The organism is Exiguobacterium sp. Leaf187, assembly GCF_001423925.1.
GTDB lineage: Bacteria > Bacillota > Bacilli > Exiguobacteriales > Exiguobacteriaceae > Exiguobacterium_A > Exiguobacterium_A indicum.
Window position 1 is genome coordinate 1198844 of sequence record NZ_LMPR01000009.1, and the last position, 15026, is coordinate 1213869.

The following is a 15026-nucleotide window of genomic DNA, read 5'->3' on the forward strand; positions in this document are numbered from 1 at the left end:
CTTCAAAGCGTTCTTCAGCAAAAATCAATACATATGTTCGCTCTCTCAATCCGAAGACAAAAAAGCGTGATCGTTCGCACGACCACGCTCCGATTCTCTATTTTAAGAACGCGCAAGCATCCGTTCGAGCGCCAACACGGCATGCCGCGTCGTCTCTGCGTCGACCGTAATGATGTTGACCGGCTCACCGGCTTCGACTTGTTCGAGCGCCCACGCCAAGTGTGGTAAGTCGATCCGGTTCATCGTCAAACACGGACACATGAACGGATTGAGCGACACAATATCGAGTTCCGGATGCGTCGTCGCAAGTCGATTGACGAGATTCATCTCTGTTCCGATCGCCCACTTCGTTCCGGGAGCAGCCTGTTCGATTTGTTGAATGATGTACGCCGTTGATCCGTTAAGATCAGACGCTGTCACGACTTCGTGCGAACATTCCGGGTGAACGAGAATCTTTCGCTCCGGATCAGTCTTGCGGAACTGTTCAATCTGACCGACCGTGAATTTTTCATGGACCGAGCAGTGTCCTTTCCACAAGATGACGCGGACGTCTTGGTCTTCCCCGTCAAAAACGAGTTCGTCCTTGATCGGATCCCAAATCGCCATCTGTTCTAACGGAATTCCGAGTGCGTGCGCCGTATTGCGACCGAGGTGTTGATCGGGCAGGAAGAATAAGATGTCGCGTTCAGCAAGCGCCCACTCAACCATCTGGACAGCATTTGACGACGTCACCGTTGCCCCACCGTGACGACCGACGAATGCTTTGATCGCTGCCGTCGAATTGACATACGTCAACGGTAAAATCGACTCCCCGAATCGTTCCGTCAAGATTGTAAATGCGCGCTCCGTTTGCGTATCATTCGCCATATCTGCCATCGAACAGCCAGCACGCATGTCAGGCAAAACAACTGTATGTGACGCATCCGTCAGCATGTCTGCCGTCTCTGCCATGAAGTGGACACCACAAAAGACTGTATATTCCGCTTCTGTCATCTGCTTCGCGACTTGCGCGAGCTGGAGCGAATCTCCCGTCGCATCCGCGAACTGGACAACTTCATCTTTTTGATAGTGGTGGGCAGGTAAGAACAAGCGACTGCCCATCCGTGCTTTGACCCCTTCGATGATTGCGATCAAGTCTGCTTCTGATTGCTGTAAGTATGACACTGGAATCCCTTCGTGACGTAATAGATCAAATGACATCTTTTTTTCCTCCTTCGATTTTCATGCTGATATCAAGTGCTGTTGCTGAATGGGTGAGTGCCCCGAGTGAGATGACGTCTGCTCCGCTATCCGCGAAGTCTGATAACGTGTCTATCGTGATCCCGCCGGATAACTCGACCGTGATATGCGGTGGAATCAATTGCCGGAGTTGTTTGATTTCTGCTGGTGTCCGATTATCGAGCATGATGATATCGACTTTTGCAGCCACTGCCTCCAGTACTTCCGCTTCCGTCTCGACTTCGACTTCGATTGGTGTCGTATGACCCGCGACACGTTTTGCTCGCGCCACCGCCTCTGTGATCGATCCCGCGACTGTGATGTGGTTATCCTTGATCATGACGGCGTCATCGAGACGTCCGCGATGACTATATCCACCCCCGACGCGAACGGCATGTTTTTCGAGCATTCGTAATCCAGGGGTCGTCTTTCGTGTATCCGTGATTCGGATTCGTCCTGCTGCTACCTCGACCGCTTGACGTGTCTTCGTCGCAATCCCAGATAAGCGTTGCACTAGGTTCAAGGCGACCCGTTCTCCGCTTAAAATGTCCTGTAACGAACCAGACCACTCGGCAAGGAGTGTTCCTCGCGTGACGATCGTCCCTTCCGCTACATGAATCGTCACGTCGACTTGTAAGAGATGTGCCATCTCCCGAATGATGTCGACTCCGCAAAAGACACCGTCTTCCTTTGCTAGAAAACGACCGGTCCCGCGTTCTTGTCCCGTCAGACATCCTTCACTCGTGATATCCCACTGTCCGATGTCCTCGATTAAAAATGCTTCCAGTTGTTGCCGTAACTGCCACTTGTTCAACGTTCTCATCCTCTCCTGTCAACCGACTTCGCGCCCCTTCAAGCAACAGACATGCCGTTACGTGACGTAATCGATTCTCTTCCGCTTCCTGTCCGGATTCGTCTAATGTCCAGCTTTTTAACTCTTCTAAACTATCTTCTATTTGCTTAACATCCATTTCGACACCAATGACCTGTGATAGACGGTCTGTTACGGAACGAAGTGTTCCCGGGCGTCGTTTCACTTGTTTTACTAAAAGTTCCGGTAACAACTCGAGCTGTTCTGCTACTGCTTTCCCCATAACAACACATTCAAGGAGCGAGTTCGACGCCAGACGATTTCGACCGTGTAGTCCAATCGATGCTGTCTCACCAACCGCGTAAAGTCCTTCGACATGCGTCTGCCCCGTCAGATCCGTTTCGATCCCACCCATCAAGAAATGGATGCCTGGTGCAATTTCAACGAGATCCGGATTTATGTTCAGTTTTTCACATTTTTCAACAAACGTTGGAAACCGTTTCGTCCGGTCGACGACGTTTGACGTATCGAGATAGACCGGTTCACATTTTCGCACCTCATGGATTCGTTTTGCGACTTCATCTCGCGCCGCTAAATCTTGCATCGGATGATCCGCCATGATCCGGTCACCATTTTTCGTTACAAGCGTCGCTCCTGCACCTCGTAGTGCTTCCGTGATCAAACCTTCCGAGCGACCAGCATGAACGAGTACCGTCGGATGATGCTGGATATAACCGAGATCACGAATCGTCGCCCCCGCTTCAAAGGCGAGTGCAATCCCGTCTCCTTGAATCAAAGGGTCATTCGTCGACGCCGCGAATAATCCACCCACTCCACCGGTCGCAAGAATCGTCGCGCGCGCCACAATCTCGATTGGCTCTCCCTCGCTATATCCGACTGCACCTACTACCTGCCCGTTGACTTGAATCAACTCCGTGATACACGTCTGCTCAAGAATCGGAAATGGTACTCGCGGCATCAACGTCTTCATGATCCGTTTACCAGTCTCGTCCCCGCCACAGTGATAAATCCGCGACAAACGATGCGCTCCTTCACGACCGAGCAAAAACTCTCCCTCGGATTGATCGAATGGAACGCCTTGTCGTAACAAGAATTCCATCGCCTCGGTTCCCGATCGAGTGACGTAATCGACGACGGACGGATTGATACGCCCTTTTGCTGCTTGGCATGTATCTTCAAAGTGATCACGATGATCGACTTCTGCATAAGCGGAAGCAATCCCACCTTGTGCTCGAACGGAATTTGTCTCAAACCGCGTGCCTTTTGTGACAAGCAACGCTTCCGTTCCGGGTGGAAGATGCAGAGCGACCGATATTGCAGCGAGCCCTGTTCCAATGATCAAAACATCCGTCTCAATCCTTTTATGTAAAGACATATGTTTTACACCTCTATATCTAAATGTTTACTATTGACTTGACAATAAGTTTGGCATACTTTTAGCTGAGTGACAAGACGAAAGGACAGGATTTTTTCATGATCTATCTCGATTACGCAGCGACGACTCCGCTGCATCCACAAGCACTCGATCATTATCAACAAGCCGCTCAGTCGTTCTACGGCAACAGTTCTTCTCTTCATGACATCGGTGGCAACGCTGAACGTTTACTCGAACGAGCTCGTCAGTATCTGATGCAACAATTGGCTCAACAAGAAGGAACCGTCATCTTTACAGGGAGTGGATCTGAAGCAAACTACATTGCTTTGACCCATCTGATGCGACAGAGTAACAAATCAGTTGTCTTGACACTTCGATGTGAACACGACTCGGTCTTGCTTCCGCTTGCGCGCTGGGCACAAGAAACACGACACCTTTCTTTATTACCGGACGGAACGTTCGATTGGGAACAATTCGTTGCAGCTTGTACGGATGAAATCGGTGTTGTCTCGATTCAACATGTCAATTCGGATACGGGTTTTCGCTTTCCGGTCGAACGGATTGCAGCATACTGTCAATCGCGCGAGATTCTGTTTCATTGCGATGGTGTCCAAGGATTTTTAAAAGATGCAATCAACATCGACGCTTTTGATGCCTACACGATGAGTAGTCATAAAGTGTATGGACCAAAAGGATTGGGCGCTTTGTACTTGCGGCGTCCGCTCTTCAGCCCTTATTACGAGGGACATCACGAATTCGGAATCCGCCCAGGCACAGTGGACGTTCCAGGAATTGCCGCCTTCATCGCTGCCTGTGAGGCGTCTCGCTTCGAAAATCCAGGAATCCAAGCTTCAAGCCGTCGATTTCGTGGTATGCTAAAAAAAACATTGTCTTCGTCTCGTTACACGATCATCGAGTCGCCGACGCAACTCGCTTCCATCTGCGCCATCCATACGAAGCAACGGGATGGTCAATACGCATTGCTCGCCTTGAATCGTGCTGGAATCGCGGTTTCCGCTGGTAGTGCTTGTCGTGCTGGAGAAAACGGTCCGAATGCGACATTACGTGCCATCGGCTTTGACGAATCAGCGGCTCACGGGTTGATACGACTCAGTTTTGGAAGACAGACGACGAACGAAGAAATCGAACAGTGCATTGATGTGTTGAACACGATCTCATGACACTGAAGAAAGGTAGGAGACATGATGGGGAAACGCATCTCCGGAGAAGAACGCCGGAAATCATTACTTCGTATGATTGAGGAAAGTGAGCAACCTGTCACGGGAACGGCACTGGCGAAACAAGCAGGCGTCAGTCGTCAAGTGATCGTGCAGGATTTATCTTTGTTAAAGGCAAAAGGATATCCTGTCATCGCGACAGCTCGAGGTTATTTAATCAATGATCCTGAAATCGACGGATCGAAATTACGTCGCAAGATCGTTTGTCGTCACGGCATCGATCAATTAAAGGATGAGTGTGACGCCATTGTTGACGAAGGGGTCGTCGTCCGCGATGTCATCATCGAACATCCCGTCTACGGCTTCATCACTGGAGAATTGATGCTAAAAAGCCGCCGGGATGTCCGGGTATTGCTAGAGAAGTTACATGAGACGCAAGCCACTCCACTCTCGAGCCTGACGGACGGAGTCCATATTCATACGCTTGAGGCTGATCATGAAGACGCACTGGAAGCCGCTATCGCTAAACTCGATCGTCTCGGAATTCTCGTTTCGGAACTCGATGTCTGAACATCAAAAAACCGCCTATTCCTAAGGAATAAGCGGTTTTTTTATCGTTCAATCGGTTCAAGTCGTGTCTCCGGCATCGTAGCAGGAGGATCGAACGTTGCTAAGACTTTGCGGACGCGTCGGTTTTCGATATGCAAGACGGTCAACGTGACACGTTCATAACGCATCGCCGTTCCGACGTCTGGCAATTGACCGCTCTCCTCCATGATCCATCCCCCAAGTGACTGGGCATCGGTGTCCGGCATCGTCAATTGAAATTGCTGACAGAAGTCTTCAATGTCATACTCCGCTAGACATTCGTATTGCTCTGGACCAATCCGTTTCGTATATTCCAACGATTCATCGTGTTCATCCCAAATCTCCCCGACGATTTCTTCTAAAATATCCTCAAGGGTGATCAGACCTGCCGTCCCTCCGAATTCATCAAGGACAACTGCCATGTGGGACTGCTTGACTTTGAGTTCCGGTAATAAATCCATCAATCGCGTCTGTGGTACGACGAACGATACCGGTCGAATCCATTCTCGGATATCAACGGAGCCGTTCTTCACGTATGCACGCAGAAAGTCCCGCTCCGATAATACACCAATGACGTGATCAATCGAATCTTTATAGACCGGTAGACGAGAATAGCCACCCTTTTGGACTTCTACAATGATGTCTTCGAGCCGCGCATCGATATCGATCGCTTGAATATCCATCCGTGGCGTCAGCGCATCCTCGACCGTCGCATGTTGAAAATCAACTGCTTGATGAACGAGTTCAGCCTCTGCAAGCCCCATGATCCCTTCTTCCTGACTAATATCGACGAGTGCCTTGAGTTCCTGTTCGGTCACGAGCGGTCCTTTCGGATCAGCCCCAATCAATCGTAGCGCCAATTGGCGTAAGCGGAGTAACAGGAAAACGAGCGGTCGAAAGCACAGTAAGAAGAAACGCAGTGGACGTCCTATCAATAACACGTAACGTTCCGTATGTTCACGAGCATACGACTTCGGTATCAATTCTCCGAACAACAGCAACAGAAAAAACAGCGCAAGAAAGGCAACGGTTTGTGTTGCGATCGTCTCGACGAACTGGATGATCCACCAGCCACCAAATAAGATAAAGGCGACGTTGACAATCGTATTCCCAATCAAAATCGACGTCAGTGTCTCTTCGTAGCGTTGAAGTAAGCGAAATACACGGGACGCACGCGCGTCCCCTGCTTCCGATTGATGCAACAACCGCAACCGATTGACACTCGCGAGTGCCGTCTCGGCTGAGGAAAAGAACGCAGATAACATGAGAATCGGAATTAACCAAACGACTGAAATCATGGGCAATGGGTCCACGATGCTTTCACACTCCGTTTCCTAATGGAATGAACCGCTTAGAATGATGACTCGACGAATTCGAACTCGAAATCGCGGATTCGAACGACGTCGCCGTCGATCGCACCAAGACGACGCAACTCTTCGTCGACACCCATTTGACGCAGTGTCCGAGCGAAACGTTTAATCGATTCTTCACGCATGAAGTTCGTCATAGTGAAGAGTTTTTCAATGCGTGGTCCTTTGATGACGAAGCAATCGTCTTCATCTTTCGAAATCGTAAAGCCAGCTTCTGGTGCTTCGTAACCGTAGACGACACGTGGTGTCGCTGTTTTCTCTTCGAGTTCCTCAAGACCGAATTCTGGTGTCGCATCGACGAGGTCAGCGATTCGGAATAACAGATCGCGTAACCCTTGACGTGTTGCTGCTGAAATCTCGAATACTTCAAGCTCTGGGAAAGCTTCCTTGAAGGCTTCAAGATGTTCTGCCGCATCTGGCATGTCCATCTTATTCGCGACGACGACTTGCGGACGTTCTGTTAAGCGCAGATTATAGTCCGCGAGTTCTTTATTGATGATGTTGTAGTCTTCGATTGGATCGCGACCTTCCATCCCACTCATGTCGATGACGTGGACGATGACTTTCGTCCGCTCGACGTGACGGAGGAACTGGTGACCGAGTCCGACCCCTTCACTTGCGCCTTCGATCAATCCTGGCAAGTCAGCCATGACGAAACTACGGCTATCTTCCGTTTCGACGACACCGATGTTCGGTGTGATCGTCGTGAAGTGATATGCGCCGATTTTCGGACGTGCTGCTGAAACGACCGATAACATCGTTGATTTTCCGACGCTCGGGAAACCGACGAGACCGACGTCTGCTAGCATCTTCAGTTCAAGTTTCAAGTACTTCTCTTCCCCTGGCTCACCGTTTTCAGCGTGCTCAGGTGCTGGGTTGGCAGGTGTCGCAAAACGTGTATTCCCACGTCCGCCACGTCCACCTTTTGCGACGATCGCTTGTTGTCCGTGATGGACGAGGTCAGCGATGACCGCATTCGTATCGTCATCGTAGACGACTGTGCCCGGTGGGACCTTGACGATTAGATGCTCGGCTTTACGACCGTGCATCCCTTTTGACATGCCGTTTTCACCTTGAACCGCTTTAAAGTGACGTTTGTAACGGAAGTCCATCAATGTCCGAAGTCCTTCGTCAACTTCAAGGACGACGTGTGCCCCGTGACCACCGTCACCGCCGGCAGGACCGCCGTCCGGAACGTATTTCTCACGACGGAACGCTACTTGCCCACGTCCTCCGTCACCTGCTTTTACATAAATATTTACCTGATCGACAAACATGTCGGATCCCTCCTCTTACTTCTCTTCCTCAAACGGAAGACTTTCAATCTCAATCACACACTCATTTTCCGTCTGCGACTCGATTTCCATCGGCGTCACTAGATCCTCAAGGCGCGACATATCTAGTAGATCCCGATAGATCTCGATGGTCACGCCCTCGTGGAAGGTCACGGATACTTCACCTACTCCTACATCAATCATGGCGATGGCTGCTTCGACGAGTTGCTTCAGCCGCTCATCTTCCATGTGGGGTGCTCCGATGACATCATACGTCACAGTTTTGCCTGACCATTCAGCTTGCAGTAACGCCAGTGCGGTTTTCGGCAATCCGATTCGCGCTAGACGTCCTTCCCGAGATGCTTGCTCCCGGTACGCCGAACAGATCGACTCGACTGCTTGTTCGTCTCCGATCGCGCCATACGAACGGACGAGTTGTATCCGGTTCAACCACTCGTGACGAAGAGTCTTTAAAAGATCAAGTACCTGCTGTTCCTTCATCGGTCGTTCCCTCCTAAAAAAAACAGACCCTAACCCTCGAAAGTGGCTAGAGTCTGCTTCGTCGATCCTTATGCTGGGTAAACGCTGACTTGTTTCTTGTCGCGTCCGAGACGTTCGAAACGAACGACACCAGTTGCAGTTGCGAAAAGTGTATCATCGCCACCACGTCCGACGTTCATACCTGGGTGAATCTTCGTACCGCGTTGACGGTAGAGGATTGAACCAGCAGAAACAGTTTGACCGTCTGCACGTTTCGCCCCAAGGCGTTTCGATTGCGAGTCACGACCGTTCTTTGTCGAACCTACCCCTTTTTTCGATGCGAAGAACTGAAGATTAAGTTTCAACATGTGGAATCCACCTCCTATACTTGTTCAAGTTGGATAAACTCACCGTAACTTTCAGCGATGGTACCAAGTTGGACCAAAGTCGCTTCCAGTAACAATTGGGTGCGCTCACTGACATCCGGTGCTAAGTCAGCGTACGGTTCTACATAAAAGTAGCCACCCTCTTGTTGTTCTGCCATTTCAAGGAGCAGGACCTGCCCGAGTAATGCTTCTATGGCATTGTATGCCCCGAAGATCACCGACGAGACGCCAGCACAGACAAGGTCGAGACCTGGTTCTGCAAACTCGGCATGTCCTGTCACTTCGATGGAGCGGACGAGTTCCGCTTCATCTCGTCGAATCTTGACACGTATCATGGCTTACGCTTCGATTTTCTCGATGCGGACCTTCGTGTAAGGTTGACGGTGACCTTGCTTACGACGGTAGTTCTTTTTCGCTTTCATTTTGAAGACAGTGATCTTTTTCGCGCGAGCGTGTTTGATGACCGTTGCTACGACCTTCGCACCTTCTACGAGTGGAGCGCCGACTTTAACATCGTCACCACCAAGGATCAATACTTCACCAAATTCAACTGTGCTGTCGACGTCTGCGTTTAATTTCTCAACGTAGATTTCTTGGCCAGCTTCAACTTTGACTTGTTTACCACCAGTTTTGATAATTGCGTACATTACGTGCACCTCCTCTTAGGAACTCAGACTCGCCATCACGGGCAGCGAATGCTTTAAAACCCGGTCTGTGCGGTTGTAGTCATTTGGGTGCTTCCAAACGAACTAACGTTATTCAGAATACCAAACGTTCTTCTACCTTGTCAATGCTGTTCTGAAGGATTATTCCGATCGTTTGATGAAATCGAGACAGTCCTGTGACGACCCGGTGAACAGGACCGCTGGATCGCCTTCGAGCACATGGACTTCGAGCGGTTGACGAGAGATGAATTCGTCCTGCAACAGATGCCGTGGTGCGCGAATCACGGCTGCTTCCGCATAGGTCGCAATCTCAAGTAACTTCGGTTCAATCAAGCGATAGACACTCAATCGCGTCCACTGTCCGGATTCCTGCGAGCGTTCCTGTAGCGATTTCCCGTGACGTTGTCGTGTCAGTTCGCATAAACCCATCTTCGTAAACCCATAGACTTCGATTTGTTTCGTCTCGAGTGCCGCGCGCTCTTTGAGGAGCTGGGTCACCCGTGTCTGCCCCTTACTTGAACCACGCAGGAAATCGATCGCAATCATCCCGCTGATGTTGCGTAACCGCAATTGCCGCATGACTTCGACAGCAGCCGCTTCATTGATTTGATCAAACGTCCGCTTTTGTTCCTTGACGGAGATCGTCTTCCCACTGTTGACGTCGATGACAGTCATCGTCTCGACCTCTTCAATCAAGAGATACGCTCCTCCGTCAAGCCAGACGACCCGTTGCATCGCTTTCTCGATTGCGCCATCGATTGCTTCCATCTCGGGTAAGCGTCCTTTTCGTAGCGAGCGTTCGACGGACAGACCGAGTAGTTCGAGTCGTTCCTTTTCCTGACGCGTCATGACGAGTGCTTCCATGACGTGCGGAAGACGTTTCGCTTCTTGGACGATCAGTGCCTCGTCTTGTTCAAGACGCGGTGCCTGCATGAGTTCTTTATGTCGTGTCCGTAACGACTGCAGCTCTTGCTTCAATTCGTCGATTGATGCTTTTGCTGCCTCCGTCCGGTAGAGAATTCCTTCTTCTTCTGTTGTCGTCAATTGTTCCGCCAGTTGACGCTGGACGACGAGATCCAGCTTTCGACTGAAACGGATGCGTCGACCGTACGGGAAATAAACGAGATAACGTCCACCATAGGTGATGTTTTGCGTCACTTTGTGTTGTTTCGGTGCAACGCCCTCTTTGACGACCTGGACGAGTAACGTCTGTCCGACCTGGACGGCTTGTCCGATCGTCGGTACGTCCGGATAACGGTGCAACGCTTCAATCGTCTCATTTAGCGGTAAGTAAAGCGGTGTACCGTCGGTCGCAATCAAAAAGGCTGCTCCGAGCGTCGGATGCAACCGGTCGACCTTGGCATAGACGAAAGTGCCAACCCGAATCTCGTCACGCATCCGCTCATGGTATTCAATCAATCGACCGCCTTCGACCAATGCCAATCGTTCAAGCGAAGCGGTCTGTTCACTAATCCATCGCATACTGATCCCTCCAAAAAAATTAGACTAGGCGCGACGATGTCGTCCTAGTCTAATTTCCCATTCTTATTTCATCCCAAGCATCTTCTTCAATTTGACGAAGAACCCTTTTTGCGGTTGTTCATTTAAATCAAGCAGTGGTACAGATTCTCCGAGAATCCGGCGGGCAATGTTCCGGTAGCCGAGTCCAGCCCGGTTATCCGGATTCATCGTCACAGGCACACCACGGTGGGAAGCGGCGATGACTTCTTCATCATCGATGATCAAACCAAGCAGATCAATCGAAAGGATACGCATGATTTCATCGATGTCGAGCATATCACCAGATGCCATCATGTGTGAACGCACCCGGTTGATGACGAGTTTCGGAACGATGTTACGTTCTGAACGCTCGAGCATTCCGATGATCCGGTCCGCATCTTGAACGGCTGCTTTTTCCGGTGTCGTCACGACGACGGCTTCATCGGCCCCAGCGATCGCATTCATGAAGCCTTGTTCGATTCCTGCAGGGCAATCAATCAAGACGAAGTCGTATTCGAGTTTCAGTGTATCGATGATTGCCTTCACCTGTTCGGGTGTGACGGAGGACTTATCCTTTGATTGAGCAGCAGGCAACAGATACATCTCTTCAAAACGTTTATCGCGGACGAGTGCTTGGTGCAATTTACATTGCCCTGTCACGACGTCAACGATGTTATAGATACTCCGGTTATCGAGACCAAGCACGATATCCAGATTACGTAACCCGATATCCGTATCAACGAGACAAACGGAATGTCCCATCAATGCAAGTGCTGTTCCGATGTTTGCAGTCGTCGTTGTCTTTCCGACGCCACCTTTACCGGATGTGACGACGATGGCGCGTCCCATGTTCGTCTTCGCCTCCATATGTACCTGTTCTTTCACTTGTTCCATATCCGTCACCCTCTTTCACTATCAATCGCAAACTGATCCATCCGCGCGAGCGGAACGGTTTGAAGGCGGGAGAATTCGACCCCGTCTTCACCTAAAAATGCACAACCCATATCGAGAGCAGGAATTGGCGCGTCCTCCGGTTCCTCATGGACGGTGCCAGCGACCGCAATCCACTTCGGTTGCAACACGCTCGCCGCGATGACGGCTTCCGTATTGCCACCTTTCCCCGCATGAACGGTCCCCCGTAACGCACCGAGACAATAGATACTTCCTGTCGCATGAACGACCGCCCCCGGATTGATATCTCCGATGATGACGATCGAGCCTTCGACGTCTAATACGTGCCCACTGCGTGCCGTGCCACCGAAATAGTGGAACGTTCGCTCTCCGTACAAGGCTTTTGCCTCGTCCTTCGTGATGCACTCACTGTCATAACCTTTGAAAGAGAAGGAATCATGTCGCGCGACGATAGATTCGACGGCCGTCAACACCCCTTCATCGACATAACGTCGACCGAAGAAGAAGGTGATCGGTACGGCGCGTCCGTTCTCGACGGATTTGTCCGCAAGCGTCAACTCTAAATCGTCAAGAAATTCATCCACACTGCACCTTTCATTCACATAGACGGCGAGGCCACCACGATGACCTTTCATCGTTACATAACGTTTACGCTCAATCATGACTCATCCTCTTTTCTCGTCAAGGGTCGACTGCACGAGTCGGGTCATCGGATAATACAGGATGATGATCCCGATCAACTGCGCAACCAGACTCCTTGGAATGATCTGTGTCGCGAGTTCCTGGAAGGATACCCCGACACCAACGACCGAAGCCGTGAAGAAATATATATCGAGTTCATACAAAATGGCACTGAACGTGAACGTGACAAGAATCGTTAATACGTTCTCCTTTACATATTTTAGCACGAAGCTACTAAAAAGCGGAATGGCGGATAACGCAAATAAGTAAATGCCGATGATATCCGAATAGACGAAATCATACAACAATCCGAAGACGAGTCCGAATCCGAGTGCCTGTTCGAGTTTTCCATATCGACCAAGGAACATCAAACCGATCAATGTCGCATGAATGACATACGGCGATCCATCTCCGAGAGGTCCTGCGAACAGCGTTCCTTCCAAGATGAAAAGAAGGAACACGGCGAAAAACAACTTAACGTTATTCACGAGTGTCCCCTCCCTTATCGGTCTCAGCGAAAGGTTCCTTCGCTTCGCGTTCAATCACGAAGACATGACCGAACTGTTCGAAGTCTGCTGCCGGTTTGACGTATGCGATTTTTGAAGCCCCATACTGATCGGATTTCACTTCCGTGATTTTTCCAATGACGATCCCACTCGGATACTTTCCACCAAGACCTGACGTCGTGACGGTCTGCCCTTTTTTCAGCTTCGCGTCGTTCGGAATTTTCGTGAACTTGAGTAATTTCGTTTCTTCATCAAACCCCTCGATCGTACCGAAAACACCTTTTCCCTTCGTATCGTCAGCCGTTGCCGAGACGTTATTCGTCCGACTCGTATCCGACATCAACTGTACGAGAGACGTATAGGCGCTCGCTTGGATGACGCGACCAATTAGTCCGTCTGCTGTTACAACGGCCATGTTCGCCTTGACACCCTTTTGTTCACCGATGTTGATCGTCACGAACCGTTGCCATTCAGATGCCGTCCGACCAATCATCTCTGCCGGTAACAACTTGTAGTCGCGGATCGATCCGTTCAGGTCGAGCATATCCTTCAATTCTTTATTCTCACGCTCAAGATCACGGACTTTGACCGCATTACCAGCATAGTCATTCAATCGTGATTTCAAGTGTTCGTTCTCTTTGTAAACGTCACGCACTTCTCTAATCGAAGTGACCGTATCATCAATCCAGCCAATCGGTGTCGCGAAAAGGCGTTGACCGACGCCCGCGGTATCACGCACGAAGCTTTGATACCAGTGGGATTGGTTACGCCCTTGCAGCGAAATGCCGATCAAAATCACCAAAAGGAGAAAACTAAGGAGTGTGATGAGCAGTTTTCGATTGTTTAAAAATCGCTTCATCGCTCATCCCATCCTTATCTTTTTTGCGAGATGCCTGATTTCGAACGAAGGACATTCATCATCTCGAGTGATTTTCCTGTACCGATTGCGACACAATCGAGTGCATTTTCTGCAACGAGTGTCAAAATACGTGTTTCGTCTTCGATGACAGCATCGAGGTTCTTTAAGAGAGCCCCACCGCCAGTCAGAACGATACCGCGGTCCATGACGTCTGCTGATAATTCAGGAGGTGTCTGCTCAAGCGTGTGCTTGACACCCGCAAGAATCGCATCGACCGTATCTGAAAGTGCATCACAAATTTCGGCACTTGTGACTTCAATCTGTTTTGGAAGACCTGTCACGAGATCGCGTCCACGGATCTCCATCGTTTCATTTTCTGATTCTTCATCGATGCGTGCGTAACCGATTGTCATTTTCAACGTCTCAGCTGTCCGCTCCCCGATCATCAGGTTGTACTTCGACTTGATGTAACGAATGATGGATTCATCCATCTCGTCTCCACCGACACGAATCGATTGACTCGTGACGATACCACCGAGTGAGATAACAGCAACTTCCGTCGTACCACCACCGATATCAACGACCATCGAGCCTGTTGGTTCTGAAACCGGAAGACCTGCACCGATTGCTGCTGCAAATGGTTCTTCAATCGTGTACGCTTCACGCGCTCCCGCAAGTTTCGCTGCATCTTCAACCGCACGTTTTTCGACCGATGTGATCCCACTTGGTACACAGATCATGACGTTTGTTTTTGAAGAGAACAAACCTTTTTTCTTCGAAGCTTGATCCATGAAGTATTTGATCATCGTAGCGGTTGTTTCATAATCCGCGATAACCCCGTCTTTCATCGGGCGTCGTGCTGTCACGTTACCCGGCGTACGACCGATCATGTTTTTCGCTGCGTTACCGACCGCTTCAATTTTTCCTGTATCCGTACGGAAAGCGACGACGGACGGTTCGCGGACGACGATTCCTTGCCCCTTTACATACACGAGCGTGTTAGCCGTACCTAAGTCAATGCCGATTTCACGGCTGAATGATCCAAACATTATTCAAAAAACCCCTCTCTGAGAATACACTTCACTAATTATAACGGAAAAGCCTTCATTGGAAAGCGTTAAAACGTTACAGCTTGTTTACAGTTCGCCTTAGAAAACACACAAAAAAACGTCTGATGGAAAGAAACGAAACTTTCCCTTCAG

17 protein-coding genes and 1 other annotated feature are annotated in these 15026 nt (G+C 50.0%); of the genes, 2 read left to right on the forward strand and 15 right to left on the reverse strand.

Going from position 1 to position 15026, the window contains the following annotated elements; translation table 11 throughout:
- Window positions 1-102: 102 nt before the first annotated feature.
- The 3 genes from nadA to ASF99_RS10545 are packed head-to-tail and all read right to left on the reverse strand — an operon-like array spanning window position 103 to window position 3425.
- Window positions 103-1200: a quinolinate synthase NadA gene (gene nadA / locus ASF99_RS10535; protein ID WP_055968703.1), complete on the reverse strand. Its 1098-nt coding sequence runs from the start codon at window positions 1198-1200 to the stop codon at window positions 103-105.
- The gene (gene nadC / locus ASF99_RS10540; protein WP_023468938.1) at window positions 1190-2032 is read right to left on the reverse strand and encodes a carboxylating nicotinate-nucleotide diphosphorylase; all 843 of its coding nucleotides are present in this window, start codon (window positions 2030-2032) and stop codon (window positions 1190-1192) included. The genes nadA and nadC overlap by 11 nt, the downstream gene beginning before the upstream one ends.
- Entirely contained in the window at window positions 1956-3425 is a 1470-nt protein-coding gene (locus ASF99_RS10545; RefSeq protein ID WP_055968705.1) for an L-aspartate oxidase, read from the reverse strand. The genes nadC and ASF99_RS10545 overlap by 77 nt, the downstream gene beginning before the upstream one ends.
- Before the next feature lie 98 nt (window positions 3426-3523).
- On the opposite strand from ASF99_RS10545, the gene ASF99_RS10550 reads away from it, so the two are divergent.
- Together ASF99_RS10550 and ASF99_RS10555 are read left to right on the forward strand one after the other, a co-directional pair.
- Complete coding sequence (locus ASF99_RS10550) at window positions 3524-4606, forward strand: cysteine desulfurase family protein (RefSeq protein WP_023468940.1); 1083 nt, start codon at window positions 3524-3526, stop codon at window positions 4604-4606.
- Between the two features lie 24 nt (window positions 4607-4630).
- Window positions 4631-5173, forward strand: coding sequence for a transcription repressor NadR (locus ASF99_RS10555; RefSeq protein ID WP_055968707.1), 543 nt, complete (start codon window positions 4631-4633; stop codon window positions 5171-5173).
- Between the two features lie 41 nt (window positions 5174-5214).
- On the opposite strand, the gene ASF99_RS10560 is transcribed toward ASF99_RS10555, so the two are convergent.
- From ASF99_RS10560 to ASF99_RS10615, 12 genes are all read right to left on the reverse strand, one after another.
- Entirely contained in the window at window positions 5215-6489 is a 1275-nt protein-coding gene (locus ASF99_RS10560) for a hemolysin family protein (RefSeq protein WP_235515917.1), read from the reverse strand.
- Window positions 6490-6542: 53 nt separating this feature from the next.
- Window positions 6543-7838: a GTPase ObgE gene (obgE, locus tag ASF99_RS10565; RefSeq protein WP_023468943.1), complete on the reverse strand. Its 1296-nt coding sequence runs from the start codon at window positions 7836-7838 to the stop codon at window positions 6543-6545.
- Window positions 7839-7853: 15 nt separating this feature from the next.
- A complete protein-coding gene (locus ASF99_RS10570) occupies window positions 7854-8336 on the reverse strand; it encodes a Spo0B domain-containing protein (protein ID WP_055968711.1) in 483 nt (160 codons plus the stop codon).
- 68 nt (window positions 8337-8404) lie between these two features.
- Window positions 8405-8683 carry a 50S ribosomal protein L27 gene (gene rpmA / locus ASF99_RS10575; RefSeq protein ID WP_012370976.1) on the reverse strand — a complete coding sequence of 93 codons (279 nt, stop codon included), beginning with the start codon at window positions 8681-8683 and terminating at the stop codon, window positions 8405-8407.
- A 14-nt stretch (window positions 8684-8697) separates the two neighbouring features.
- Window positions 8698-9036, reverse strand: a complete 339-nt coding sequence (locus ASF99_RS10580) for a ribosomal-processing cysteine protease Prp (RefSeq protein ID WP_023468945.1) — start codon at window positions 9034-9036, stop codon at window positions 8698-8700.
- Window positions 9037-9039: 3 nt separating this feature from the next.
- Window positions 9040-9348 (reverse strand): 50S ribosomal protein L21, encoded by a 309-nt coding sequence (gene rplU / locus ASF99_RS10585; protein ID WP_012370978.1) that lies wholly within the window; start codon window positions 9346-9348, stop codon window positions 9040-9042.
- Between the two features lie 15 nt (window positions 9349-9363).
- Window positions 9364-9433 (reverse strand) — a sequence feature (ribosomal protein L21 leader region).
- A gap of 74 nt (window positions 9434-9507) precedes the next feature.
- Window positions 9508-10848, reverse strand: a complete 1341-nt coding sequence (locus ASF99_RS10590; protein WP_055968714.1) for a ribonuclease E/G — start codon at window positions 10846-10848, stop codon at window positions 9508-9510.
- Window positions 10849-10911: 63 nt separating this feature from the next.
- Entirely contained in the window at window positions 10912-11715 is an 804-nt protein-coding gene (minD, locus tag ASF99_RS10595; protein WP_029342255.1) for a septum site-determining protein MinD, read from the reverse strand.
- A gap of 50 nt (window positions 11716-11765) precedes the next feature.
- Window positions 11766-12440, reverse strand: coding sequence for a septum site-determining protein MinC (locus tag ASF99_RS10600; protein ID WP_023468948.1), 675 nt, complete (start codon window positions 12438-12440; stop codon window positions 11766-11768).
- Between the two features lie 3 nt (window positions 12441-12443).
- On the reverse strand, window positions 12444-12947 hold the full coding sequence (gene mreD / locus ASF99_RS10605) for a rod shape-determining protein MreD (protein WP_023468949.1): 504 nt from the start codon (window positions 12945-12947) through the stop codon (window positions 12444-12446).
- Window positions 12940-13824, reverse strand: coding sequence for a rod shape-determining protein MreC (gene mreC / locus ASF99_RS10610; RefSeq protein WP_023468950.1), 885 nt, complete (start codon window positions 13822-13824; stop codon window positions 12940-12942). The genes mreD and mreC overlap by 8 nt, the downstream gene beginning before the upstream one ends.
- Before the next feature lie 14 nt (window positions 13825-13838).
- Entirely contained in the window at window positions 13839-14873 is a 1035-nt protein-coding gene (locus ASF99_RS10615; protein WP_023468951.1) for a rod shape-determining protein, read from the reverse strand.
- Between the last annotated feature and the right edge of the window lie 153 nt (window positions 14874-15026).

What these genes read in the sequence shown, in the direction of transcription:
- nadA (WP_055968703.1), bottom strand. Translation starts at nt 1,200, where the DNA reads ATGTCATTTGATCTATTACGTCACGAAGGGATTCCAGTGTCATACTTA.
- ASF99_RS10545 (WP_055968705.1), bottom strand. Translation starts at nt 3,425, where the DNA reads ATGTCTTTACATAAAAGGATTGAGACGGATGTTTTGATCATTGGAACA.
- ASF99_RS10550 (WP_023468940.1), top strand. Translation starts at nt 3,524, where the DNA reads ATGATCTATCTCGATTACGCAGCGACGACTCCGCTGCATCCACAAGCA.
- ASF99_RS10555 (WP_055968707.1), top strand. Translation starts at nt 4,631, where the DNA reads ATGGGGAAACGCATCTCCGGAGAAGAACGCCGGAAATCATTACTTCGT.
- ASF99_RS10560 (WP_235515917.1), bottom strand. Translation starts at nt 6,489, where the DNA reads ATGATTTCAGTCGTTTGGTTAATTCCGATTCTCATGTTATCTGCGTTC.
- obgE (WP_023468943.1), bottom strand. Translation starts at nt 7,838, where the DNA reads ATGTTTGTCGATCAGGTAAATATTTATGTAAAAGCAGGTGACGGAGGA.
- ASF99_RS10570 (WP_055968711.1), bottom strand. Translation starts at nt 8,336, where the DNA reads ATGAAGGAACAGCAGGTACTTGATCTTTTAAAGACTCTTCGTCACGAG.
- rpmA (WP_012370976.1), bottom strand. Translation starts at nt 8,683, where the DNA reads ATGTTGAAACTTAATCTTCAGTTCTTCGCATCGAAAAAAGGGGTAGGT.
- ASF99_RS10580 (WP_023468945.1), bottom strand. Translation starts at nt 9,036, where the DNA reads ATGATACGTGTCAAGATTCGACGAGATGAAGCGGAACTCGTCCGCTCC.
- rplU (WP_012370978.1), bottom strand. Translation starts at nt 9,348, where the DNA reads ATGTACGCAATTATCAAAACTGGTGGTAAACAAGTCAAAGTTGAAGCT.
- ASF99_RS10590 (WP_055968714.1), bottom strand. Translation starts at nt 10,848, where the DNA reads ATGCGATGGATTAGTGAACAGACCGCTTCGCTTGAACGATTGGCATTG.
- minD (WP_029342255.1), bottom strand. Translation starts at nt 11,715, where the DNA reads ATGGGACGCGCCATCGTCGTCACATCCGGTAAAGGTGGCGTCGGAAAG.
- ASF99_RS10600 (WP_023468948.1), bottom strand. Translation starts at nt 12,440, where the DNA reads ATGATTGAGCGTAAACGTTATGTAACGATGAAAGGTCATCGTGGTGGC.
- mreC (WP_023468950.1), bottom strand. Translation starts at nt 13,824, where the DNA reads ATGAAGCGATTTTTAAACAATCGAAAACTGCTCATCACACTCCTTAGT.
- ASF99_RS10615 (WP_023468951.1), bottom strand. Translation starts at nt 14,873, where the DNA reads ATGTTTGGATCATTCAGCCGTGAAATCGGCATTGACTTAGGTACGGCT.